The sequence below is a fragment of the Aestuariivirga sp. genome, from assembly GCF_020252395.1.
Classification (GTDB): Bacteria; Pseudomonadota; Alphaproteobacteria; order Rhizobiales; family Aestuariivirgaceae; genus Aestuariivirga.
The window spans coordinates 105,016-127,201 of the sequence record NZ_JADCDB010000020.1 but is presented as its reverse complement, the minus strand read 5'-3'; the positions used below and the strand labels follow the sequence as shown (position 1 = coordinate 127,201).

Sequence of the window (22,186 nt, the reverse complement as noted above, 5' to 3'; positions counted from 1 at the left end):
CCTGTTGCGCAAGACCGCAGCACGAACGCTCGACGACCTCACTACTGCCGTCGCCAACGCCCTCTCAGGCTTCACACAAAGCGAATGCGAAAATTTCCTCACTCATGCAGGATATCGAAGCTAACTGTGAAAATGCTCTAGTTCCCGCCCGCTTGCGCGGAAGTGCCGTTGCGATTCCACAATTCGAAAGGCAATATTGATCGGAGCTTCAGATTGCTTCAAATAAAGGCCGAAAGTGACTGTTTGAAGCGGGGGACACAAATGACGCACAGAGGCTGTGTGAGCCGGCCGGGGCTCATGGCGATTGTTGTGTTGCTGCCGCTTCTGGCGGCGTGCAAGCAGGAGGCCGAAGTGGCGGCGCCGGCGCCACGCCAGGTGCGCACCACGGTGATCGCCGAGGAGCAAGGCGCAGCCACCCTCAGCCTCACCGGGCGGATCGAGGCGGAGGACGAGGCGCCGCTGGCTTTCCGCATCGGCGGCCGTCTGCTGGAGAACAACAACAAGCTGGGCCAGCGCCTGCTGCAGGGCGACCTTGTCGCGAGGCTCGAATCGCAGAACGAGGAGAACCAGCTGCGCGCCGCCGCGGCGGCACTCGCGGCGGCCGGGGCGCAGTATAACCAGGCCGCCGGCAATTATGACCGGCAACGCACACTGTTCCGCCAAGGCTGGGCCACGCGCGCCACCTACGAGGCGGCCGAAAAGGGCAAGAAGACGGCCGCCGCCCAGGTCGATGCCGCCGAGGCCCAGCTCGCCGCCGCCGAAGACCTGCTGGGTTTCACCGAGCTGCGCGCCGACCAGGACGGCGTTGTCACCGCCGTCGGCCCAGCCGCCGGCGAGGTGGTGACGCCCGGCCAGATGATCGTGCGGGTGGCGCGCCAGGACGGTCGTGACGCGGTGTTCAACGTGCCGTCCCAGGTGATCCGCCAGGCGCCCGCCAACCCGGACATCATGGTGTCGCTGGCCGACGACCCCGGCGTGAAGGTGCGTGGCCACGTGCGCGAAGTCTCGCCGCAGGCCGATCCCGTCACCCGCCTGTTCGAGGTGAAAGTGACGCTCGACAACCCGCCGGAGGCCATGCGGCTGGGCGCCACCGTCAACGGCGTGATGACCACGGTGAAGGATGCGGTGATCGAGGTGCCGGCGAGCGCGCTCACCCGGACGGAGCAGCAGCCCGCCGTGTGGGTGGTCGACCCGGCAAACCGGACGGTGGCGCTGCGCCCTGTCTCGGTGAAGCGCTTCGGCGAATATCTCGTGGCCATCGCCGATGGCCTTCAGGCGGGCGACATCGTGGTCACCGCCGGTGTGCAGGCGCTGCACCCCGGCCAGCAGGTGCGGCTGCTCGAGGAGCAGCCATGAGCGGCTTCAACCTGTCGGAATGGGCCCTCAAGCACCGGTCCATCACCATCTATCTGATGATCCTCGCGGTGATCGCGGGGCTTGCCTCCTATTACCGTCTGGGGCGCAGCGAGGACCCGTCCTTCATCATCAAGACCATGGTGGTGCAGGCGCAGTGGCCCGGCGCCACCAGCGAGGAAACCCTGAAACAGGTGACGGAGCGGCTGGAGCGCACGCTGCAGGAAACGCCGCATCTCGATTTTCTCCGGAGCTTCACCCGCGCCGGCGTTTCGACCATCTTCGTCAACCTCGACGGCAAGACAAACGCGCAGGAGGTGGCGGACACCTGGTATCATGTGCGCAAGTCCGTGGGCGACATGCGCCACACGCTGCCCGCCGGGGTGTTAGGCCCCGGCTTCAACGACGATTTCGGCGACACGTTCGGCATCATCTATGGCGTAACGGCGGATGGCTTCAACAACCGCGAACTGCGCGACCACGTGGAGCGCTTGCGCGACAAGCTGCTCGGCGTGCCGGACGTCTCCAAGATCGAGCTGCTGGGCGTGCAGGACGAGCAGATCTACATCGAGTTCTCGATGGAGGAGCTCGCCAATCTCGGCATCGACCGCAGCCAGCTGCTCGCGGCACTCCAGGCGCAGAACGCCATCCGCCCGGCAGGCCAGATCGAGACCGGCGACGAATCGATCGCACTCCGCGTCTCGGGCGCCTTCGAGTCCGAGCAGGACATCGCCAATGTCAATTTCGCGGTCGGCGGGCGCATGCTGCGGCTCGCCGATATCGCCACCGTGCGGCGCGGCTTCTCCGACCCGCCGCAGCCGTTGTTCCGGGTCAATGGCGAGCCAGCCATCGGCCTTGCCATCGCCATGCGCGACGGCGGCGACATTCTGACGCTCGGCAAGAACATCACCGCCGTGATGAACGACGCAAAGGCCGAACTGCCGCTCGGTATCGAGCCCATTCTCGTCGCCGACCAGGCGGTGACGGTGGACCATGCGATTTCGGAATTCATGGAGTCGCTGTGGCAGGCGATCGCCATCATCCTCGCCGTCAGCTTCATCAGCCTCGGCGTCAGGCCGGGCCTGGTCATCGCGCTCGCCATTCCGCTGACGCTGGCCATCGTTTTCGTGGTGATGGACTTCGTGTCGATCGACATGCAGCGCATTTCGCTGGGCGCCCTTATCATCGCGCTGGCCCTCCTCGTCGACGACGCCATGACGACAACGGATGCGATGCTGACCAGGCTCGGCGAGGGCGACGACAAGGTGCCGGCCGCCACCTTCGCCTACCGCACCTATGCCTATGCCATGCTGGCGGGCACCTTCGTCACCATGGCGGGCTTCGTGCCGGTGGGCTTCGCGGCGAGTTCGGCGGGGGAGTATACGTTCTCGCTCTTTGCCGTGGTGTCGATCGCGCTGCTGGTGTCTTGGTTCGTGGCGGTGGTTTTCGCGCCGCTGCTCGGCATCGCGATCCTCAAGCCGCCGAAGAAGAAGGAGGGCGGCCCCGGCATCGTGTTCCGCGCCTATCGCGGCTTCCTCGCCGCCGCCATCAAGGTCAGGTATCTCACCATCGCCGTCACCATCGGGATGTTTGTCGCTTCCATTCTGGCAATGCCGCTGATCCCGCGGCAGTTCTTCCCGTCCTCCGACCGGCCGGAACTCCTCGTCGACCTCAGCCTGCCGCAGAATTCCTCGATCTTTGCCTCGGAAAGTGCCGTCGAACGCTTCGACGCGCTGCTGAAGGATGACCCTGACGTCGAACGCTGGTCGAGCTATGTGGGCCGCGGCGCCATCCGCTTCTACCTTCCGCTCAACGTTCAGCTGCCCAACGATTTTTTCAGCCAGGCGGTGATCGTGACCAAGGACGTGGCGGCGCGCGACCGTCTGCAGAAGAAGCTGCAGGAGGCGCTCGCCAGGGACTTCCCCAATGCGGTCGCCCGGGTCTATCCGCTGGAGCTCGGGCCGCCGGTGGGCTGGCCGATCCAGTACCGGGTGAGCGGGTCCAACCTCTCCAAGGTGCGCGAGATCGCACTCCAGCTCGCATCCACCGTGTCGTCCAATCCCAATGTCGAGAATGTCAACTTCGACTGGCTGGAGCCTGCCCGGCAGCTGCGCATCCGCATCGACCAGGACGAGGCGCGGCAACTGGGTTTAAGCTCGCAGGCGGTGGCGCGCATTCTCGACACGGTGGTCTCCGGCGTGCCGGTGACGCAGATCCGCGATGACATTTATCTTGTCAACGTGGTGGCGCGCGCCACGGGCGACCAGCGGGTGTCGCTCGACGGACTCCGCACCTTGCAGGTGCCGCTGCCCAATGGCCGCACCGTGCCGCTCGCCCAGTTCGCCACCTTCGACTACGAGCAGGAATATCCGCTGATCTGGCGGCGCGACCGCACGCCGAACCTCACTGTCCAGTCCGACATCCGGCCCGGCGTGTTACCGGAAGAGGTGGTCTCCGCCCTCGACAAGCCCATCGCCGAACTGTCCAAGACGCTGCCCGCAGGCTATGCCATCACGGTGGGCGGCACGGTGGAGGAGAGTGCGAAGTCGCAGGCCTCGGTCATTGCGGTTGTGCCGGTGATGCTGATCATCATGCTCACCGTGCTGATGTTCCAGCTGCAGGGCTTCCAGCGGCTGATCATGGTGCTGAGCGTCGGTCCGCTGGGGTTGATCGGAGTCGTCGGCGCGCTGCTGCTGTCCGGGCGGCCCCTGGGCTTCGTCGCCATTCTCGGCATTCTGGCGCTGCTCGGGATGATCACCAAGAATGCGGTGATCCTGCTGGGGCAGATCGATGCCGAACGCGCCGCGGGCAAGGATGTGTGGCATGCCGCAGTCGATGCCAGTGCGGCGCGCTTCCGGCCGATCATGCTCACAGCGATCTCCACCGTGCTCGGCATGATCCCCATTGCCTGGACGGTGTTCTGGGGTCCCATGGCCTTCGCCATCATGGGCGGGCTGCTGGTGGCCACCGTGCTGACGCTGATCTTCCTGCCCACACTCTATGTCACGTGGTTCGGCTGGCAGGAGAAGAGGGAGGGCGCCAGGCCAAAGGCGCCCGCCGGGACTCCGGCGCCGCAGGCCTGAGCGGGACACCGGCATGCCGGGCGCCGTGACGCGGGAACCAGGGACGGCCACAGCGCTGCTGCTGCGGGCGGCCGCCTATTTCGTTTTCTGGGTCGCGCTGGCGGGCACCGGCTTGAAGGACCTCGCGGCGGGGCTCGTGACGGCCGTTATCGCGGCGTGGATCAGCCTGCAGCTCGTGCCTGCCGGGGAGCTTGCCGTGAAGCCCGGCCGGGCGCTGGCGCTGTTCGTCCGCTTCCTGTGGCAGAGCGTGGTGGCCGGCGTCACCGTGGCGCGCATCGCGCTGATGCCCAACATGCCCCTCAAACCCGGCGTGGTCGAATACCGCTCCAAGCTACCGCCCGGAAACCGGCGCTTCCTGTTCATGACCTACGCCAGCCTGCTGCCGGGCACGCTGCCCACCGGCACCGATGACACTAACCGCATCGAGGTGCATGCGCTTGACACAGGCCAGCCCGTGGCAGCCCAGCTCGCGGCGGAGGAAGCGCGGATCGCCAATGTGCTGGCAGACAGGGCAGCGCAATGACCTTCTTCTATTTCGCCGCGGGACTGTTCATCCTGCTCAGCATTGCGGTTGGGCTGGCGCGCGTGGTACGGGGCCCGGGCGGCTCCGACCGGCTGATGGCGGCGCAGCTCGCGGGCTCCGGCGGCGTTGCCACGCTGCTGCTGCTGGCCGCCGCCATGGGGCAGACGGCCATCATCGACGTGGCGCTGATGCTGGGCATCCTGGCGGTCTTTGCCTCCGTCGGCTTCGTCTCCTGGCGGAGCGATGGCAATGGCTGACCTCTTCACCATCCTTGCCGTCACGGCGGGTGCGGTGCTGTTCCTGGCGGGCACGGTAGGGCTGCTGCGCTTTCCCGGCACGCTCGCCCGCCTCCATGCGCTGACCAAGGTCGACAATCTCGGCCTCGGCCTCGTGGTGCTGGGGCTGATGCCGCAGATGGGCTTACTTGCCGCCGCCAAGATGCTGGCGGTGTGGCTGCTGGTGCAGTTCTCCGGCGCCATCGTCACCCAGATCCTGGCGCGCAGCGCGCGCGGCGAGGGGGAGCGGTGATGGAGACCGCCTTCGACATTGTCCTCGCCCTGCTGCTGCTGGGCGTTGGCGGCTGGAGCGTCATCGCGCGCAACATGATGACGGCGGTGATCGTCTTCATCGCCTATGGCCTGCTCTTGTCGCTCGCCTGGGTGCGCCTCCACGCCATCGACGTGTCGCTGACCGAGGCTGCCATCGGCAGCGGCGCCACGGGCCTTCTGATGGTGATTGCCGCGCATAAGGTGGCGGGCGACACGAAACGCGTGGTGCAGCTGAGCCGCGGTTTCCATGCGCTCGCCGCCGTGTTTGCGGCCCTCGTCGCCATCGGCATCGCGGCGCTCGCCTTCGTTCTGCCGGGCGAACCTGTGTCGCTGGCCGCCCCCGTGCTGGCGCGGCTGCCCGAGAGCGGACTCGGCAACCCCGTGGCCGGCGTGCTCTTCGTGTTTCGCTCCTTCGACACGCTGCTCGAAAAGGTGGTGCTGCTGCTGGCGCTGACCGGCGTCTGGGCGCTGGCGCGGGACGAGGACTGGGGCGGGGTTCCCGGCCTCCGCCTGTTCCCGGAGCGCCACAGCGTGCTCGGCCTTCTCGCCCGCACGCTGCCGCCCATCGGCTTCGTCTTCGCCATCTACATGACATGGGCCGGGGCGGATGTGCCGGGCGGCGCCTTCCAGGGCGGAACGGTGCTGGCGGCGATGTGGATCCTCGTCATGGTGGCGGGCGTGCGCAAGGCGCCGCGCGTCTCCTCGCCTCTGTTGCGCCTCGCCATCGTCACCGGGCCTGTCGTCTTTCTGCTGATCGGCTTCCTTGGCTTCCTTACGCCGGGGGCTTTCCTCGCCTATCCGGAAGGCTTCGCCAAGCCGCTGATCGTGGCGATGGAAATCGCGCTCACACTGTCCATCGCGGTCATCCTCGGGCTGCTCATCGCCGGGCCGCCCAAGGGGGAGGACGCCCCATGAGCCCAGTTCTGCTGTTCTGGCTGGCGGGCTCCGGCCTCATCGGGCTTTCGGTTTACGGCTTGATCGTCAACCCGCATCCGCTGTGCAAGCTCCTGGCGCTCAACCTGCTGGGTTCCGGCGTGTTCCTGTTGTTCGGCGTCATCGCGCGCCGGGGCGCTTCGGCGGGGCTGGGCGGCGACCCGGTGCCGCAGGCGCTTGTCATCACCGGCATCGTTGTCGCCTTCTCGGCCACGGCGATTGCGGTGGCGCTGCTCTTGCGGCTCCACTCGGAAGCGGGCGAGGCCTCGATCGACGAGGAGGAGGACGGCCAGCCATGATGCCGCTTCAGGCCCTCGCCGTGACGGAGACGACGCCGGGCGGCGCGCTCTTGGTGCTGGGCATCGTCATGACCGCAGTGGCGCTGGTGGGGCTCATCGGCCTTGGCGGCCGCGGCGCGCGGGCAATCGTCATCGCGGCGCTGCTGTTCCAGCTTTACGTTTCGGTGCGTGTGGCGCTGATGGTGGCGGGCACGCAGAGCCCCCTCGCCTATGTGGTGGGCGGCTTTCATCCGCCGCTCGGCATCACGCTCCGCGCCGATGGCATCTCGGCGCTGATGATGGTGGTGAGCGCGGCGATCTTTCTCGGCGCCGCAGCCTTCGCCTGGAAGGATTTCGCGCAGCCAAAAGGCAAGCCGGAGTCGCGGGCCTCTCTCATCTTCTGGACGGCCCTGCTGGCCATGGCGAGCGCGCTGAACCTGCTGTTCACCAGCAGCGACCTGTTCAACCTCTACGTCGGGATCGAGCTTCTCACGTTTGCCGCGATCCCCGTCGCCGCCATCAAAGGGGGTGCGGACACGCTGCGCGCCGCACTGCGCTACCTGCTGTTCGCGGTGTTCGGCTCGATGCTCTATCTTTTCGGCATCGTGTTGCTCTACGGCGCTTATGGCACGCTGGATATCTCCGGCCTCGCGGCGCAGCTTCAGCCCAATGCCGCGACACTGACGGCGGCGGGCTTCGTCACCGTGGGGCTGCTCGCCAAGACGGCGCTGTTTCCCTTTCATCTCTGGCTGCCGCCCGCCCATGCAGGAGCACCCGCGGCGGGCAGTGCGGTTCTCTCCGCGCTTGTGGTCAAGGGCAGCCTATTCCTGCTGATGCGGCTGTGGTTCGACACCTTTCCCACGCTGCGCGAACCGGCCGACATGCAGCTTCTCGCGCTGTTCGGCGCGCTGGCGGTGATTGTCGGCAGCATCACGGCGCTGCGCCAGCAGCGCCTCAAGCTGCTGGTCGCCTATTCGACGGTGGCGCAGATCGGCTATATGTTCTTCGTCTTCACCCTGGCGCCGAAAGATGCGGGCGCGCTCATCGCCGAAACCGCCTGGACGGGCGCCTGGACACAGGTGGTGGCCCATGCCTTCGCCAAGGCCGGCATGTTCCTCGCCGCAGGCCTCGCTGCCGAAGTGCTGGGGCACGACCGCATCCGTGATCTGGGCGGCTTGAGCAGCCGCGCGCCGCTTGTGGTGCTGGCCTTCGCCTTGAGCGGTTTGTCGCTGATGGGCCTGCCGCCCAGCGGCGGCTTCAACGCCAAATTCATGCTGCTGGTGGCCGCGCTGGCCGAAGGGCACTGGGCATGGGGCGCCGTCATCATCGCTGGCGGCATGCTGGCGGGCGCTTATGTGTTCGGCGTGCTGGCGCGCATGATGGCCGAGCCCGCGGCCGGCGCCAGCCTCAAGGCGGTGGGCCACGGGCGGCAGTGGATCGCGCTGGGGCTTTCCGCGGTGGCGGTGCTGATGGGCCTGCTGCCGCTCGAGCCCATCGCCTTCCTAGCGATCGGGAGGGCGCTGTGATCTTCGCCATCATGGCCATGATTCTGCTGCCACTGGCCATGGCGCTGCTGCTGCTGTCACCCGCGCTGCGGCCCGTGGTGGTGCGCGGCCTTGGACTGGCGCCCCTGCCGGCGCTGCTGCTGGCGGCCGCGGCGTGTGGGGGAAGTGTCAGCGCGTTCACCTTCCCCGGCGCATGGCGCTATGTGCTGGACCAGCCGGGGGCGCTGATGCTGGGGGCTTGCGCGCTGCTGTGGATCATTGCCGGTTTTGCGGCCAGCACGTGGCTCGCAGGGCGCGGAGGCCGAGGCCGGTTTGCGCTGTGGTGGCTGCTCACGCTCTCTGGCAGCCTCGGCGTCTTCGTGGCGGGCGATGTGGTGAGCTTCTATGCGCTTTATGCGCTGGCGAGCTTGCCGGCCTATGGCCTGATCGCTTTCGATGGCGGCGAGGCGGAACGGCGCGCCGGCCGCGTGACGATTGCCGCAGCGCTGATCGGCGAGGGGCTGATCCTCGCGGCCCTCGTGCTGCTGGTGGTCCATGCGCCGGGGCAGGGGCTTGCCATCACGCCGCTGGTGGCGGCGCTGCCATCGTCGCCTTACTGTGGAGTTATCGTCGCTCTTGTGGTCATCGGCTTCGGGCTCAAGATCGGACTGGCGCCGCTGCATGGCTGGATGCCGATGTCCTATGCGGCGGGCCCGCTCGTTGCCACGGCGGTGCTGAGCGGGGCGACGTCGAAGGCGGGCCTCATCGGGCTCATCCGCTTCCTGCCGCTCGGGGAGGCGATGCCGGTGGCGGGCGGCATCATTCTCGCGGCGGGGCTTATCTCGGCGCTTTACGGCGCGCTGCTCGGTCTCACGCAGACAAATCCGCGCAGCGTGCTCGCCTATTCGAGCATCAGCCAGCTTGGCCAGATGGCGGCGGTGCTGGGCGCGGGGCTTGCCGCGGGCGCGCGCGAGGCGGGCGTGATCGTGGCCTTCTATGCAGTCTATCACGTGCTGATCAAGGGCGGCCTGTTTCTGATGCTGGGCACGCAGGGGCGGAGGATTGCGGCGTGGCAACTGGGTCTCGCCGGCTTCGCGGCGCTGGGTTTCGCCGGTCTGCCCTTCACCGGCGGCGCCCTGGGCAAGCTCGCCTTCAAGGACCTCACGGCAAGCGGGGCAACCAGCATGCTGTTCTCGCTCGCCGCCGTTGGCAGCACGGTGCTGGTTCTGCATTTCCTCCGTCTGGTGCGGGCGGCCGCGCAAGACCCGAAGCCGCAGCTGCTCTCCCCCGCGGCGTGGATTGCCGCCGTGATTGCCGCGACACCTCTGCAGTGGAGCCTGTTCGCCGCCGTAACAGGGGCTTCCGCCAATTCTGCGCTGCGGCCCGAGGTGCTGTTCGATCTCGCCTGGCCCGTCGCAGCGGGCGCCGCGCTTGGCTGGGCACTTGCCGCCGCAGGAACGCAGCTGCCCCAACTCCCGCCGGGGGATATCGGAGCGCGGCTCATCGCCGCCCTCGAACGGCAGGCGGGGCGCCTCGCAAGCGCTGTCGTGCGCGCCGAGACCCAGGCCCACCAGTGGCCGGTATCGACGCTCACCCTGGCCGCGGCCCTCATCCTGTTCGTCGCGCTGCAGACGGTGTTCGGTCCGCGCTGAAGCTGACCGGGGATCAAGAACCTAACCCCCCGTGACACTCCTGCCACTTGCATCTCATGGCAATACAAAGCTAACTTGTTTCCGGAAAGGCGGGATGAACCCGCATTGCGGGATCAAGCCCGCGCAAGGGGAGACATCGACGTGAGTCAAACACCGCAAGCCGGAAAAATGTCGCTCGTTGCCCTCACCGGAATGGTGGTCGGCTCCATGGTGGGCGCGGGCATCTTCAACCTGCCGGGCCGCTTCGGCGCCGCCACGGGGCCGTTCGGCGCGATCATCGCCTGGACCATCGCCGGCACCGGCATGTACATGCTCGCGCGGGTCTTCCAGGCGCTGGCCGAAAGGAAGCCCGATATCGACGCCGGCGTCTTCGCCTATGCCAAGGCGGGCTTCGGCGATTACATGGGATTCCTCTCCGCCTTCGGCTACTGGCTCGGCTCCTGCCTCGGCAACGTGTTCTACTGGGTGCTGATCGGCTCGACGCTGGGCGCCTTCTTTCCCATTTTCGGCGAGGGCAACTCGCTCACCGCCATTGTGGTGTCGCTCATTGGCATCTGGACCTTCCACTTCATGATTCTGCGCGGCGTGGAGCAGGCGGCCTTTGTCAACTCGGTCGTCACGGTGGCCAAGATCGTGCCGATCCTCGTCACCATCATCGCGCTGATCTTCGTGTTCAACTATTCGCAGTTCGCCAGCAATTTCTTCGGCGGCGCGGACATGCCGGTGAAGCCGCTTTGGTCGCAGGTGCGCGACACCATGCTGATCACCGTCTTCGTGTTCCTCGGCATCGAAGGGGCAAGCGTCTATTCGCGCTTCGCCAAGACCAGGGCCGACGTGGGCCGCGCGACGATCCTCGGCTTTGTCGGCGTCACCGGGCTCATGGTGGCGATCACGCTGCTGCCCTATGCCTCGATGATGCAGTCTGAGATCGCAGGCCTGCGCCAGCCTTCGCTGGCGGGCGTGCTCGAGTCGGTGGTCGGCCACTGGGGCGCCATCTTCATCTCGGTCGGCGTGCTGATCTCGGTGCTTGGCGCCTATCTCGCCTGGTCGCTGATCTGCGCGGAAGTGATGTTCGCCGCGGCGAAGTCCAAGGACATGCCGAAGATATTTTCCGCCCAGAACGGCAACCGCGTGCCGGCCAATGCGCTGTGGATCACCAACATCGTTGTGTCGCTGTTCGTCATCTCCACCTACTGGTCGCAGGACGCCTTCAACTTCATGCTTGACATGACGAGCGTCACTACGCTGCTGCCCTACCTGCTGGTCGCCGGTTACGGCGTGCTGCTGGCGCGCCGCGGCGAGGGCTATGAGGGCGTCGAGGGCGAGCGCGGACGCGACCAGATCTTCTCCTGGATCGCGGTCGTCTACGTGATCTTCATGTTCCTCGCGGCCGGGCTTGATAAAGTTCTTCTGGTCGCGGTGCTCTATGTGCCGGGCACCATCCTCTATGTCTGGGCGCGCCGGGACTGGAAGATGCCGCTGTTCTCGCCCCGCGATCTCGCCATTTTCGCCGTCACCGCGGTGGCGGGCCTCATCGGGGTCTGGGGCCTTGTCTCCGGAAGCATTACACTATGACGGCAGCGGCTGCGATGACGCGGAATAACAAGCGCATGACATGCCTCCGGAGGCGCTTAACGGCTGCGTTTCTATTCGCCCTGTGCCCGCTCACCGCGTCCGCGCAGGCTGAAACGGTCTATACGGGTGACATCATCCAGGGCAAGCGCGTGGTCAGCCAGCTCGACGTCGGCGACCTCGAAGCAGGAAAAAAGCATAGCTTGCTCTTCCAGGGTGTGCAGACCGGCACGGGGCAGTACTGGTATGTGCCGGTCGTCGTGGCCAAGGGCATCAATCCCGGAAAACGGATCCTGCTTGTCAGCGGCGTGCACGGTGACGAGACCAGCCCTGTCGATGCCATGCGGCGAACGATGGAGCAACTCGATCCGGCAGCAATGTCCGGCACGGTGACCGCCGTTTACGACGTATCGCGGCCCGCGAAGGAGGGCGTAACGCGGATGTGGCCCGTCGCGCAATGGGGCGGTTTCAAGATCGACCTGAACCGGGTCTGGCCGGGGAATGAAGACGGCGGCAATGCGCCCACACGCCATGCCGGATTGGTGTTCAACAAGCTCTTGAAGCCAAATGCCGATTACGCGCTCGATTACCATACGGCAGCCACCGGCACGGACTTCACGGCCTTCATTTTCGCCAAGATGAGCCTGCCCGAGGTCAAGGCGATGGCGGAATTGTTCCCCATCGAGCAGATCAAGAACGATCCGGGATACGGCGGCACGCTCGAGACGGCCTTGATCAAGGCCGGCATTCCCTGCCTGACCATTGAAATCGGCGGACCGCGATATTTCGACAAGCGCATGATACCGATGTTTGTCGAGGGCGCCCTGAACGTCTTCAAACTGCACGGTGTCATCGGGGGGCCGATGGGCCGCACCGCACAGGATGCCGGCACGTTCTTTGGCGATGCGCTGCACACTGTGCGCGCCACAGCTGGTGGCTATGTGGAGCTTCTGGTGGACCTGCGGTCCAAGGTGGCGGCTGGCCAAAGCGTTGCCATCCAGCGCAACGCATTTGGCGAAGTGGTGCAGGAGTATAAGACGGAGGTTGCGGGCGAGGTCGCGATCCTGCAGCGCGACGCGGTCACGGAGCCTGGCACACGCATCGTCGAAGTGCTTTACGATAGTTCCGAAAAGGCCTGTGACCCCGATGGTTGTCCTATCCCGGAAGTCGACTATGCCGAATAGTCCCGGGGATCGAATTCAATCGACATAACATGTGTGGAGAGATCGCAATATGACCAGCGAAACCAGATTTGGCGTTCATTCGGAAGTTGGCCAGCTCCGCAAGGTGATGGTCTGCGCGCCCGGCCGCGCGCACCAGCGCCTCACCCCCAGCAACTGCGACCGGCTTCTGTTCGACGACGTGCTGTGGGTCGAGACGGCCAAGCGCGACCATTTCGATTTCGTCACCAAGATGCGCGACCGCGGCATCGACGTGGTCGAAATGCACAATCTGCTGGCCGAGACCATGGCCATCCCCGAGGCCCGCAAGTGGATCTTCGACAACCAGATCGTGCCGGACCAGGTGGGCCTCGGCCTGATCGACGAGATCCGCAGCTATCTCGACGGCCTCTCCAACCGTGACCTGGCAGAGACGCTGATCGGCGGCCTGTCCACCGAAGAGTTCCCCGAAGCCATCGGCGGCAAGGCGCTGGAGGCGATCAGGGACGCGGCGGGTGAAGTCGAATATCTGCTGCCGCCCTTGCCCAACACGCTCTACACGCGCGACACCACCTGCTGGATTTATGGCGGCTGCACGCTGAACCCGCTCTACTGGCCCGCCCGCCACGAGGAACCGATCCTGACGACCGCCATCTACAAGTTCCACCCGGACTTCGCCGGCAAGGTGAATGTGTGGTGGGGCGACCCCACCAAGGACCATGGCCTTGCAACGCTCGAAGGCGGCGACGTGATGCCCATCGGTAAGGGCAACGTGCTGATCGGCATGAGCGAGCGCACCTCGCGCCAGGCCATCAGCCAGCTCGCCGCGGCGCTGTTCGAGAAAGGCGCCGCCGAACGCGTCATCGTGGCCGCCATGCCCAAGCTGCGCGCCGCCATGCACCTGGACACGGTCTTCACCTTCGCCGACCGCGACTGCGTGTTGCTCTACCCGGACATCGTTAACCACATCCAGGCCTATTCCTACCGCCCGAGCAGCAAGTCCGGCGGCGTCGAACTGCGCAAGGACGAGGGGTCCTTCGTCGAGGTGGTTGCGGGCGCGCTGGGCATCAAGAAGATGCGCGTGGTCGAAACCGGCGGCACCGCTTATATGCGCGAGCGCACCCAGTGGGACAGCGGCGCCAATCTGGTCTGCGCCTCGCCCGGCGTGGTCTATGCCTATGACCGCAACACCTACACCAACACGCTGCTGCGCAAGGAAGGGATCGAAGTCATCACCATCGCGGGCGCCGAGCTCGGCCGTGGCCGCGGCGGCGGCCATTGCATGACCTGCCCGATCATCCGCGACGCGGTCGACTTCTAAGCCGATGCGGGGATGACCGAAAGGCACGAGGTTCAGCCGCGGCCGCTTGGCCTCGTGGAGGCCATGATCCCGGTGGCGAGCCTCATCGTGCTCGTCAGCCTGTCCTATGCCCTGTTCGGGGATGCCGCAATGTCGGGGCCGAGTCAGGTGGCGCTGACGGTGGCCTCGCTGATCGCCGCCTTCGTCGCCTGGCGCAACGGCCATTCGCTGGCCTCGCTCAATGACGCGGCGGTGCAGAGTGTCAGCTCCGGCATCGGCGCGGTGTTCATCCTTTTCGCAGTGGGCGCCTTGATCGGCGCCTGGGCGATGAGCGGCACGCTGGTCGCCATGGTCTATTTCGGCATCCAGCTTCTCAGCCCCAACTATTTTTACCTCACCACGGCCATCGTCTGCGCGGTGATCTCGTCCTCGATCGGCAGTTCCTGGACGACGGCGGGCACCATCGGCGTTGGCTTCATGGGGATCGCCGCCAACATGGGGCTCGACCCCGCCATCACCGCCGCCGCCATCATTTCGGGCGCCTATTTCGGCGACACCACCTCGCCCTTGTCGGATTCGACCAACCTCGCGTCCGGCACGGTGGGCGTCGGGCTCTACGAGCACATCCGCGAAACGGCGCTGAGCTCGTCGATAGCACTCGCTCTGTCATTGGTGCTGTTCTGGTGGCTGGGCAGGCCCGGCGATTTCGACGCCAGCGACAAGATCGCCGCCATCCGCGAATTCTTCCCAACCTCGCCGCTGCTGTTCATTCCGCTGGCGCTGGTGGCGGCGATGGCGCTCCTCAAGTTTCCGCCTTTCACGGCGATCTTCGCCGGCGCGCTGGCGGGCGGCGTGGTGGCGGCGGTGGGCTCGCCCGACCGCGTCATCGCCTTTGCCGGCGCCGAAGGCTTGCCGCGCATCCTCGGCCTCATCAAGGGCGTGTGGCTGGCGCTGGCCAATGGCTACGAAACGCACACCGGCAACGCCGCCATCGACCAGCTGGTGTCGCGCGGCGGCATGGACAGCATGCTCAACACCATCTGGCTGGTGATGACCGCTCTGGCCTTCGGCGGCGTCGTCGAAAAGGCCGGCGTGCTGGACCGCCTCATCGAGCCCATCGTGGCGCGCACGAAATCGACAGGCGCGCTGATTTCCGCTACCGTCGGCTCCATCGTAGCCGCCAATGTGGTGACGGCGGACCAATATATCGCCATCGTGCTGCCGGCCCGTATGTTCAAGCCGGCCTTCGCCAGGCTGGGCTTCGCGCCTGTCGTGCTGTCGCGCGCCGTGGGCGCCACTGCAACACCCACCTCGGCCCTGGTGCCATGGAACAGCTGCGGCGCCTACATGGCGGCAACACTGGGAGTCGGCACCTGGCACTATGCGCCCTATGCGCTGTTCAGCATGCTGAGTCCGCTGGTGGTCATCGCACTCGCTTTTCTCAACATCCGCATGCCGCGGAAAGCGTCCGGTCAGGGATAGACGGCAGCGCCCAGCAGCGGGCCGAAGACGCTGAAGAAGGTCTGCACCGCGAGCGCCGCGAGAACGAGCCCCATGATGCGGCTCATCACATTGGTGCCGGTGCCTCCAATGACCCGCTGGATTTTCTCGGCCGAACGCAGCACGGCATAGATCACCGCCATCACGGCGATCAGCACAACGGCCGTCACGGCCTGTTCGGCGATGCTGCTGACGGTGTTGTCGGTCATCGCCACGATGGCGGCAATCGAACCGCCGCCGGCCAGCATCGGCATGGCCAGCGGAAACACCGCCACGTCGCCTGCCTGTGCATCGTCCGGCGAACCGCCGGGCGCCTCGCCGAACACCATGCGCAACCCCAGGATCAGCAGCACCAGCGCGCCGGCAATGCGCAGGGCGGGCAGCGTCACCCCGATCTTTTCGAGGAATAGCTGCCCGAAGGCGAGCAGGAAGAGCAGGATCGCGCTGGCGATGACGCTGGCCCGCAGCGCCGTGCGGTTGCGCTCCGCCGCCGTCATGCGGGAGGTTGCCGAGAGGAACACCGGCATGGCCGCAAAGGGATTGATGGTCACCAGCAGCAGAACGAATTCATTCGAAATCGACGTCACAATGGCCTCGCGGTCTGTTGAGCCTGCCCCCCAGCTTCGCACGGATGGCGCATCATTAGCGCATCCTGCGGGCAAGTGGAATCGCTTGCTGAGCGAAAGCAGCGTTGATCCGCTCCCCGGTGAGCCGGCTCTTCCTCATCGTCCAACTCCTCCTCCTGAGGCCGTTGGACTCTCCTCATTCCTGGATCAATTTGCGGGGCTCACACCAATCATGTTTGCAGCCGTGCACTGAGCCGGGTCACACCCAGCGGAAGACTACAACTGCCCAGATCATGGCGGCGGCGAGGGCGCCCCACAGGGGCGTTCCGAATAACGCCAGCCAGGCGAGAAAGATGAAAGCCGTTCCGAGATGCGTCATGAACAGGCGGTCGCCGCGCGTCGTCTCGAGCCGGAAGATGCCGCGGCGCGGAGAACCGCCCGGCGAGAAATACTCCCATACGCCCATGGCGAGGATCGAACCGAAGACATAGATGAAGAAGGCGATGGTCACCCGGTTCCACGCCATCCAGCTGCCCAGCGGCTGCTGCCACCACTCGGCCGAGAACATCATTGGCGTTTCCATCTTGAGGCCCTTCTCACACGCGGCCCAGGGCGAAGCCCTTGGCGATATAGTTGCGGACGAAATAGATGACAATGGCGCCGGGGATGATGGTGAGCACGCCCGCGGCCGCCAGCAGCCCCAGCTCATATCCGGACGTGCTGGCTGTCTTCGTCATGGCGGCGACGATCGGCTTGGCAGCCACGGATGTGAGGTTCTTCGCAAGCAGCATCTCCACCCAGGAGAACATGAAGCAGAAGAAGGCCGCAACGCCGATGCCAGCCGAGATGGTGGGGAGGAAGATCCTCAGGAAGAAGGACGGGAATGAGTAGCCGTCGACATAGGCGGTCTCATCGAGCTCCTTCGGCACGCCGGACATGAAGCCCTCGAGGATCCATACGGCGAGCGGAACGTTGAACAGGGTGTGCGCCAGCGCCACGGCCCAGGGCGTGTCGAACAGGCCGACGGCGGAATAGAGGTTGACGAAGGGCAGGACGAACACGGCGGCCGGCGCCATGCGGTTGGACAGAAGCCAGAAGAACAGGTGCTTGTCGCCAAGGAAGCGGTAGCGCGAGAAGGCGTAGGCCGCGGGAAGCGCGATCATCACCGAGATCACCGTGTTGATGACGACGTAGGTGATCGAGTTGATGTAGGCGTTGTACCAGGTGGGATCGGTGAAGATCGTGCGGTAGCTGTCGAGCGTGAAGTCGCGCGGGAAGGCGCTGAAGCCGCCGAGAATTTCGTTCGTCGTCTTGAACGACATGTTGAGCAGCCAGTAGATCGGCAGCATCAGGAAGACGATGTAGAGCGTCAGGACGATGTGGCGCTTGCGCATCTTACTTGGCCTCCTCGCGCATCATCAGCGTATAGAACAGCCAGCTGAGGAACAGGATGATAAGGAAGTAGACGATCGAGAAGGCCGCCGCGGGCCCGAGGTCGAAACCGCCCAACGCCTTCTGCACGAGGTCGATCGAGAGGAACTTCGTGGTGCTGCCGGGTCCGCCGCCCGTCAGCACGATCACTTCGGTGTAGATCATGAAGGAATCCATGAAGCGGAGCAGGATGGCGATCGTCAGCACGTGCTTCAACTTCGGCAGCTGGATGTATCGGAACACCGCCCAGGGCCTGGCGCCATCGACCTTCGCCGCCTGGTAATAGGCGTCCGGAATGGCGACGAGCCCGGCGTAGCAGAGCAGCAAGACCAGCGACGTCCAGTGCCACACATCCATCAGCACAACGGTGAACCACGCGGATATGGGTTGCCGCGTGTAGTTGAAAGGAATGCCCAGCGCGTTAATGCCCTTGCCGAGAAGGCCGATGTCAGGGAGCGCCATGATGTTCCACATGGAGCCGACGACGTTCCACGGCACCAGCAGCGGCAAAGCCACGAGCACAAGACAGACGGACACCCAGGGCCCCTGGCGCGGCATGCACAGCGCAATGGCGAGGCCCAGGGGAACTTCAATCAGCAAGATAAGGCCCGTGAAGACGAGCTGGCGCTTGAGCGAGGCATGGAACTCGCCGTCATGCAGGATCTGCTCGAACCAGGTGGTTCCCGACCAGAAGAACTCGTTGTTGCCGAAGGTTTCCTGGATCGAATAGTTGACGACGGTCATCAACGGCACCAGCGCGTTGAAGGCCACCATCAGGAACACCGGAAGAACGAGCCACCAGGCCTTGTTATTGAAGGTCTTGTTCATCGCCGCGCGCCCGCCATCCAGCCGTCCTCGTAAACCTGGGTGTGCGAGGGATCGAAGGACAGGAATGTGCTGCCGCGTGGCGCCTCGCCACCTTCCTTCAGCAGCAGCTTGACGGTGTGGCCGTGGCTGCGGGTTTCGACAATGCGGTAGCGGCCGGCGTCGGACACCCGGATCACTTCTGCCGGAATTCCGGAGGAAGCGATCGACACGAATTCGGGCCGGACGCCCAACTCGGTCCGGCCGCGGCTGTTTGCGGCTGCTATATTGGCCGCGTCCACCGGCGTTCCGCCGAATATGGCCTTTCCCCCGCGCACTTCGCAAGGGAGAACGTTCATGCCAGGAGAGCCGATGAAGTGGCCGACGAAGGTGTGCTGCGGGCGCTCGAAAAGCTCGACGGGCGTTCCCGCCTGCACCACCTCGCCGAGATTCATCACCACAACCTGGTCGGCGAAGGTGAGGGCCTCGGTCTGGTCGTGCGTCACATAGATCATGGTGCGCCCGGTTCGGAGGTGAAGCTCCTTGAGCTTGGAGCGCAACTGCCACTTGAGATGCGGGTCGATCACCGTCAGCGGCTCGTCGAACATAATCACGTTCACATCTGGCCGGACCAAGCCACGGCCTAGCGAGATCTTTTGTTTGCCGTCCGCCGTCAAACCCGATGCGCGCTTGTGAAGCGTCTTCGTGAGCTCCAGCATCCCGGCGATCTCGCCGACGCGCGACTCGATCTCGGCCTCGGGCACGCCGCGGTTGCGCAGCGGGAAGGCAAGATTGTCGAACACCGTCATGGTGTCGTAGATGACCGGGAACTGGAAAACCTGCGCGATGTTGCGGGCCTCGGGCGAGCTGTGCGAAACGTCCCGACCGTCGAACAGGATCTTGCCCTCGGTCGGCGTCAGCAGGCCGGAGATGAGGTTGAGAAGCGTGGTCTTGCCGCAGCCCGACGGCCCCAGCAGCGCGTAGGCGCCGCCGTCCTGCCAGGTGATGGAGAGGCGCTTGAGGGCATAGTCCTCATCGCTCTGCGGATTGGCCGAGTAAGAGTGGCGGAGGTTCTCGAGACGGATTTCGGCCATCAGGACACGCGCTCGCCATTGGCTGCGAAGAACAATCCGCGGTCGATGTCGACGTGGAGCCTTGCGTGCGCGCCAACCTCGAAGGGGTGAATGCCGTGCGACTGCGACACCCACGTCGTGCCGCCGACATCGAGATGGATGACGCTCTCCGACCCGGACAGCTCGGTGACCAGCACGCGGCCCTCGAGTTCGCCGGTCGACGCTTCCGGCGGCAGTGGCGTCACGTGATGCGGGCGGATTGCGAGAATGTAGCTTCCATCGTTCAGCCCGCGCGCGGCCGCACCCGCAGGCCAGGTTTTCCCGCCGAAAACCTGAAGCTGAGACCCCCGCTTTTCCACCGGTGTCATGTTGATGGGGGGATCGGAAAAGACTTGGGCCGACGTGAGGTCCTTCGGCTCCCGGTAGACCGAGGACGTGGGCCCGAACTGGGTGACGCGGCCCTCGTGCAGCGTTGCCGTGTTGCCGCCAAACAGCAGCGCCTCGACCGGCTCCGTGGTGGCATAAACGACAATGGCATTGCGGCCGGCAAAGAGCCTCGGCAACTCGTCGCGCAGTTCCTCGCGCAGCTTGTAGTCGAGGTTGGCGAGCGGCTCATCGAGGAGGATCAGGTCCGAGTCCTTCACGATGGAGCGGGCGATGGCGGTGCGCTGCTGCTGACCGCCGGAGAGCTCCGATGGCCGCCGCTTCAGCATGGGGCGCAAGCGAAGCAGGTCGGCGGCGGCCATGACGCGGCGGTCGATCTCGGCCTTGCTCATGCCGGCCACTTTCAGCGGCGAGGCGATGTTGTCGTAGACAGTGAAATTCGGGTAGTTGATGAATTGCTGATAGACCATCGAGACGTTGCGCTTCTGAACGGCGACATGGGTCACGTCCCTGCCGTTGAACCTGATCCGGCCTGACGTCGGCGGCTGGATGCCGGCCATGATCTGCATGAGCGTGGTCTTGCCGGACAGCGTGGTGCCCAGCAGCACGTTGAACGAACCCTGCGGCAGCACGAGCGACGTCGGATGGATATGCGTGTCCGCACCGGCGCGCTTGGTGATCTCGATGAGTTCAAGGGCCATGAAGATCCGATCGGCAATGAAAACATGGGGCAAGCCCCGGCAAGGTTGGAGCGCGGGATTTCTCCCGCGCTCCGCTATTCCGGTTATTATTCCTGCCAGCGCTTGACGATTTCCTCGTAAGGAATGGTCTGGCCGGGCTCCTTCTCGTTGGCGAGCTTCGCCTTCGGGCCATCGGGCCGGCCGAGCCAGTAGGACGGATCCTTCGGCTCGGAGAGACGCGGACCGCATCCACCATAGGTCTTGTTGGCCTTGTCCGCCGCTTCCATGCGGGCCATCACCTGCTCCATTTCGCCGGCAAGTCGGTCCATGGCCTCTTGCGGCGTGAAGGCGCCGGAGTTCACATCGCCGATCTGCTGCCACCAGAGCTGGGCGAGCTTCGGATAGTCCGGCACATTGATGCCGGTGGGCGACCAGCGCACGCGGTCGGGCGAGCGGTAGAACTCGACCAGTCCGCCCAGCTTCGGCGCGCGGTCCGTAAAGGACTGGTGGCGCACCGTGCTGTCGCGGATGAAGGTGAGACCGACCTGGCTCTTCTTCACGTCGACCGTCTTCGACACCGCGAACTGCGCATAGAGCCAAGCGGCCTTGGCGCGGTCAGCCGGCGTCGACCTCAGGATGGTCCAGGAGCCCACGTCCTGATAGCCGACCTTCTGTCCGTCCTTGTAGTAGGGTCCGTGCGGCGACGGGGCCATGCGCCAGAGCGGCATGCCTTGGTCATCCACCGTGTTGTTGCCCTCCGACTTCGGCGCCACCATGGAGGCGGTGAAGGCCGTGTACCAGAAGATCTGCTGCGCAACGTTGCCCTGCGCGAGCGCCGGCAGCGACTGGTAGAAGTCGTAGTCGGCTGCCCCCGGAGGCGCGTACTTGCGCAGCCACTCATCCCACTTCGCGATGGCGTAGACCGAGGCTGGGCCGTTGGTCTCGCCGCCACGCGACACCGAAGCGCCGGAGGGGTTGCAAGAACCCTTCTCCATGCGGATGCCCCACTCATCGATCGGCACGCCGTTGGGTTCGCCCTGGCTGCCGGCGCCGGCCATCGAAAGCCACGCGTCGGTCATGCGCCAGCCGAGGTCCGGCGCGCGCTTGCCGTAGTCCATGTGGCCATAGATCTTGACGCCGTCGATTTCCTTGACATCATTGCTGAAGAATTCGGCGATGTCCTCATAAGCCGACCAGTTGACCGGCACGCCGAGATCGTAGCCATACTTGGCCTTGAATTTTTCCTTGATCTCAGGGCGGTCGAACCAGTCTTTCCGGAACCAGTAGAGGTTCGCGAACTGCTGGTCGGGAAGCTGGTAGAGCTTTCCGTCCGGTCCGGTGGTGAACTTCGTGCCGATGAAATCGGCGAGGTCAAGACCGGGGTTGGTCACGTCCTTCCAGTCGCCGGCCATCATGTCGGTGAGATTATAGGTCTGCTGCAGGCGGGAGTGCGTGCCGATCAGGTCCGAGTCGTTGACGTAGCCGTCATACAGGTTGCGGTTTGTCTGCATCTGCGTCTGCACGGCCTGAACCACTTCGCCCTCGCCGAGGATCTGGTGATTCACCTTGATGCCGGTGATTTCCTCGAAGGCCTTGGCCAGCACCTTCGACTCATAGTCATGCGTCGGGATGCCCTCCGACAGCACGTTGATCTCCATGCCCTTGAAGGGTTCTGCGGCCTTGATGAACCACTCCATCTCCTTCAGCTGATCCTCCTTGGACAGCGTTGAGGGCTGGAATTCGGAATCGATCCATTTCTTGGCAGCGTCGGCGTCGGCAAATGCAGGACTTGCAACCGCCATCAGCGCCATGGCGGCAGCTGAGGCGAGATATTTCAGTCTCATGGTGGGTCCTCCCTTGAT

General features: G+C 65.2%; 20 protein-coding genes. 13 read left to right on the top strand and 7 right to left on the bottom strand.

The features are described 5' to 3' along the window. The first annotated feature begins 297 nt into the window (after window positions 1-297). From IOC82_RS10610 to IOC82_RS10550, 13 genes are all read left to right on the top strand, one after another. Complete coding sequence (locus IOC82_RS10610) at window positions 298-1,356, top strand: efflux RND transporter periplasmic adaptor subunit (protein WP_290546157.1); 1,059 nt, start codon at window positions 298-300, stop codon at window positions 1,354-1,356. Then, window positions 1,353-4,436, top strand: a complete 3,084-nt coding sequence (locus IOC82_RS10605) for an efflux RND transporter permease subunit (protein ID WP_290546156.1) — start codon at window positions 1,353-1,355, stop codon at window positions 4,434-4,436. Before IOC82_RS10610 ends, IOC82_RS10605 begins: the two co-directional genes overlap by 4 nt. A gap of 13 nt (window positions 4,437-4,449) precedes the next feature. Continuing rightward, on the top strand, window positions 4,450-4,959 hold the full coding sequence (locus IOC82_RS10600; protein WP_290546155.1) for a Na+/H+ antiporter subunit E: 510 nt from the start codon (window positions 4,450-4,452) through the stop codon (window positions 4,957-4,959). Next, a complete protein-coding gene (locus IOC82_RS10595; protein WP_290546154.1) occupies window positions 4,956-5,216 on the top strand; it encodes a monovalent cation/H+ antiporter complex subunit F in 261 nt (86 codons plus the stop codon). The genes IOC82_RS10600 and IOC82_RS10595 overlap by 4 nt, the downstream gene beginning before the upstream one ends. Next, entirely contained in the window at window positions 5,209-5,487 is a 279-nt protein-coding gene (locus IOC82_RS10590) for a monovalent cation/H(+) antiporter subunit G (RefSeq protein WP_366935669.1), read from the top strand. The genes IOC82_RS10595 and IOC82_RS10590 overlap by 8 nt, the downstream gene beginning before the upstream one ends. Next, window positions 5,487-6,422, top strand: coding sequence for a hydrogenase subunit MbhD domain-containing protein (locus IOC82_RS10585; protein WP_290546152.1), 936 nt, complete (start codon window positions 5,487-5,489; stop codon window positions 6,420-6,422). Before IOC82_RS10590 ends, IOC82_RS10585 begins: the two co-directional genes overlap by 1 nt. Next, window positions 6,419-6,739, top strand: coding sequence for an NADH-quinone oxidoreductase subunit K (locus IOC82_RS10580; protein WP_290546151.1), 321 nt, complete (start codon window positions 6,419-6,421; stop codon window positions 6,737-6,739). Before IOC82_RS10585 ends, IOC82_RS10580 begins: the two co-directional genes overlap by 4 nt. Beyond that, entirely contained in the window at window positions 6,736-8,244 is a 1,509-nt protein-coding gene (locus IOC82_RS10575; protein WP_290546150.1) for a proton-conducting transporter membrane subunit, read from the top strand. The genes IOC82_RS10580 and IOC82_RS10575 overlap by 4 nt, the downstream gene beginning before the upstream one ends. After that, window positions 8,241-9,854, top strand: coding sequence for a proton-conducting transporter membrane subunit (locus IOC82_RS10570; protein ID WP_290546149.1), 1,614 nt, complete (start codon window positions 8,241-8,243; stop codon window positions 9,852-9,854). The genes IOC82_RS10575 and IOC82_RS10570 overlap by 4 nt, the downstream gene beginning before the upstream one ends. Before the next feature lie 168 nt (window positions 9,855-10,022). Then, complete coding sequence (locus tag IOC82_RS10565) at window positions 10,023-11,429, top strand: basic amino acid/polyamine antiporter (protein ID WP_290546148.1); 1,407 nt, start codon at window positions 10,023-10,025, stop codon at window positions 11,427-11,429. A gap of 35 nt (window positions 11,430-11,464) precedes the next feature. Further along, window positions 11,465-12,610 carry a succinylglutamate desuccinylase/aspartoacylase family protein gene (locus IOC82_RS10560; protein ID WP_290546147.1) on the top strand — a complete coding sequence of 382 codons (1,146 nt, stop codon included), beginning with the start codon at window positions 11,465-11,467 and terminating at the stop codon, window positions 12,608-12,610. Window positions 12,611-12,659: 49 nt separating this feature from the next. Continuing rightward, window positions 12,660-13,907, top strand: a complete 1,248-nt coding sequence (gene arcA / locus IOC82_RS10555; protein WP_290546146.1) for an arginine deiminase — start codon at window positions 12,660-12,662, stop codon at window positions 13,905-13,907. 12 nt (window positions 13,908-13,919) lie between these two features. Continuing rightward, window positions 13,920-15,368, top strand: coding sequence for a Na+/H+ antiporter NhaC family protein (locus tag IOC82_RS10550; protein ID WP_290546145.1), 1,449 nt, complete (start codon window positions 13,920-13,922; stop codon window positions 15,366-15,368). Here IOC82_RS10550 and IOC82_RS10545 read toward each other — a convergent pair. The 7 genes from IOC82_RS10545 to IOC82_RS10515 all read right to left on the bottom strand — a co-directional run bounded on the left by IOC82_RS10545 (window position 15,359) and on the right by IOC82_RS10515 (window position 22,168). Next, window positions 15,359-15,973 carry a MarC family protein gene (locus tag IOC82_RS10545; RefSeq protein WP_290546144.1) on the bottom strand — a complete coding sequence of 205 codons (615 nt, stop codon included), beginning with the start codon at window positions 15,971-15,973 and terminating at the stop codon, window positions 15,359-15,361. The genes IOC82_RS10550 and IOC82_RS10545 overlap by 10 nt on opposite strands. A gap of 238 nt (window positions 15,974-16,211) precedes the next feature. Then, the gene (locus IOC82_RS10540) at window positions 16,212-16,523 is read right to left on the bottom strand and encodes a DUF2160 domain-containing protein (RefSeq protein ID WP_290546143.1); all 312 of its coding nucleotides are present in this window, start codon (window positions 16,521-16,523) and stop codon (window positions 16,212-16,214) included. Window positions 16,524-16,548: 25 nt separating this feature from the next. After that, window positions 16,549-17,346, bottom strand: coding sequence for a carbohydrate ABC transporter permease (locus IOC82_RS10535; RefSeq protein WP_290546142.1), 798 nt, complete (start codon window positions 17,344-17,346; stop codon window positions 16,549-16,551). A gap of 1 nt (window position 17,347) precedes the next feature. Further along, window positions 17,348-18,211 (bottom strand): carbohydrate ABC transporter permease, encoded by an 864-nt coding sequence (locus IOC82_RS10530; RefSeq protein ID WP_290546141.1) that lies wholly within the window; start codon window positions 18,209-18,211, stop codon window positions 17,348-17,350. Continuing rightward, entirely contained in the window at window positions 18,208-19,281 is a 1,074-nt protein-coding gene (locus IOC82_RS10525; protein WP_290546140.1) for an ABC transporter ATP-binding protein, read from the bottom strand. Before IOC82_RS10525 ends, IOC82_RS10530 begins: the two co-directional genes overlap by 4 nt. Then, a complete protein-coding gene (locus IOC82_RS10520; protein ID WP_290546139.1) occupies window positions 19,281-20,345 on the bottom strand; it encodes an ABC transporter ATP-binding protein in 1,065 nt (354 codons plus the stop codon). Before IOC82_RS10520 ends, IOC82_RS10525 begins: the two co-directional genes overlap by 1 nt. A gap of 86 nt (window positions 20,346-20,431) precedes the next feature. Next, the gene (locus IOC82_RS10515) at window positions 20,432-22,168 is read right to left on the bottom strand and encodes an ABC transporter substrate-binding protein (RefSeq protein WP_290546138.1); all 1,737 of its coding nucleotides are present in this window, start codon (window positions 22,166-22,168) and stop codon (window positions 20,432-20,434) included. Between the last annotated feature and the right edge of the window lie 18 nt (window positions 22,169-22,186).

Bases quoted from the DNA above. Each gene is read 5' to 3' on its own strand.
- IOC82_RS10610 (WP_290546157.1), top strand. From the start codon at position 298: ATGGCGATTGTTGTGTTGCTGCCGCTTCTGGCGGCGTGCAAGCAGGAG.
- IOC82_RS10605 (WP_290546156.1), top strand. From the start codon at position 1,353: ATGAGCGGCTTCAACCTGTCGGAATGGGCCCTCAAGCACCGGTCCATC.
- IOC82_RS10600 (WP_290546155.1), top strand. From the start codon at position 4,450: ATGCCGGGCGCCGTGACGCGGGAACCAGGGACGGCCACAGCGCTGCTG.
- IOC82_RS10595 (WP_290546154.1), top strand. From the start codon at position 4,956: ATGACCTTCTTCTATTTCGCCGCGGGACTGTTCATCCTGCTCAGCATT.
- IOC82_RS10590 (WP_366935669.1), top strand. From the start codon at position 5,209: ATGGCTGACCTCTTCACCATCCTTGCCGTCACGGCGGGTGCGGTGCTG.
- IOC82_RS10585 (WP_290546152.1), top strand. From the start codon at position 5,487: ATGGAGACCGCCTTCGACATTGTCCTCGCCCTGCTGCTGCTGGGCGTT.
- IOC82_RS10580 (WP_290546151.1), top strand. From the start codon at position 6,419: ATGAGCCCAGTTCTGCTGTTCTGGCTGGCGGGCTCCGGCCTCATCGGG.
- IOC82_RS10575 (WP_290546150.1), top strand. From the start codon at position 6,736: ATGATGCCGCTTCAGGCCCTCGCCGTGACGGAGACGACGCCGGGCGGC.
- IOC82_RS10565 (WP_290546148.1), top strand. From the start codon at position 10,023: ATGTCGCTCGTTGCCCTCACCGGAATGGTGGTCGGCTCCATGGTGGGC.
- IOC82_RS10560 (WP_290546147.1), top strand. From the start codon at position 11,465: ATGACATGCCTCCGGAGGCGCTTAACGGCTGCGTTTCTATTCGCCCTG.
- arcA (WP_290546146.1), top strand. From the start codon at position 12,660: ATGACCAGCGAAACCAGATTTGGCGTTCATTCGGAAGTTGGCCAGCTC.
- IOC82_RS10550 (WP_290546145.1), top strand. From the start codon at position 13,920: ATGACCGAAAGGCACGAGGTTCAGCCGCGGCCGCTTGGCCTCGTGGAG.
- IOC82_RS10540 (WP_290546143.1), bottom strand. From the start codon at position 16,523: ATGATGTTCTCGGCCGAGTGGTGGCAGCAGCCGCTGGGCAGCTGGATG.
- IOC82_RS10535 (WP_290546142.1), bottom strand. From the start codon at position 17,346: ATGCGCAAGCGCCACATCGTCCTGACGCTCTACATCGTCTTCCTGATG.
- IOC82_RS10530 (WP_290546141.1), bottom strand. From the start codon at position 18,211: ATGAACAAGACCTTCAATAACAAGGCCTGGTGGCTCGTTCTTCCGGTG.
- IOC82_RS10525 (WP_290546140.1), bottom strand. From the start codon at position 19,281: ATGGCCGAAATCCGTCTCGAGAACCTCCGCCACTCTTACTCGGCCAAT.
- IOC82_RS10520 (WP_290546139.1), bottom strand. From the start codon at position 20,345: ATGGCCCTTGAACTCATCGAGATCACCAAGCGCGCCGGTGCGGACACG.
- IOC82_RS10515 (WP_290546138.1), bottom strand. From the start codon at position 22,168: ATGAGACTGAAATATCTCGCCTCAGCTGCCGCCATGGCGCTGATGGCG.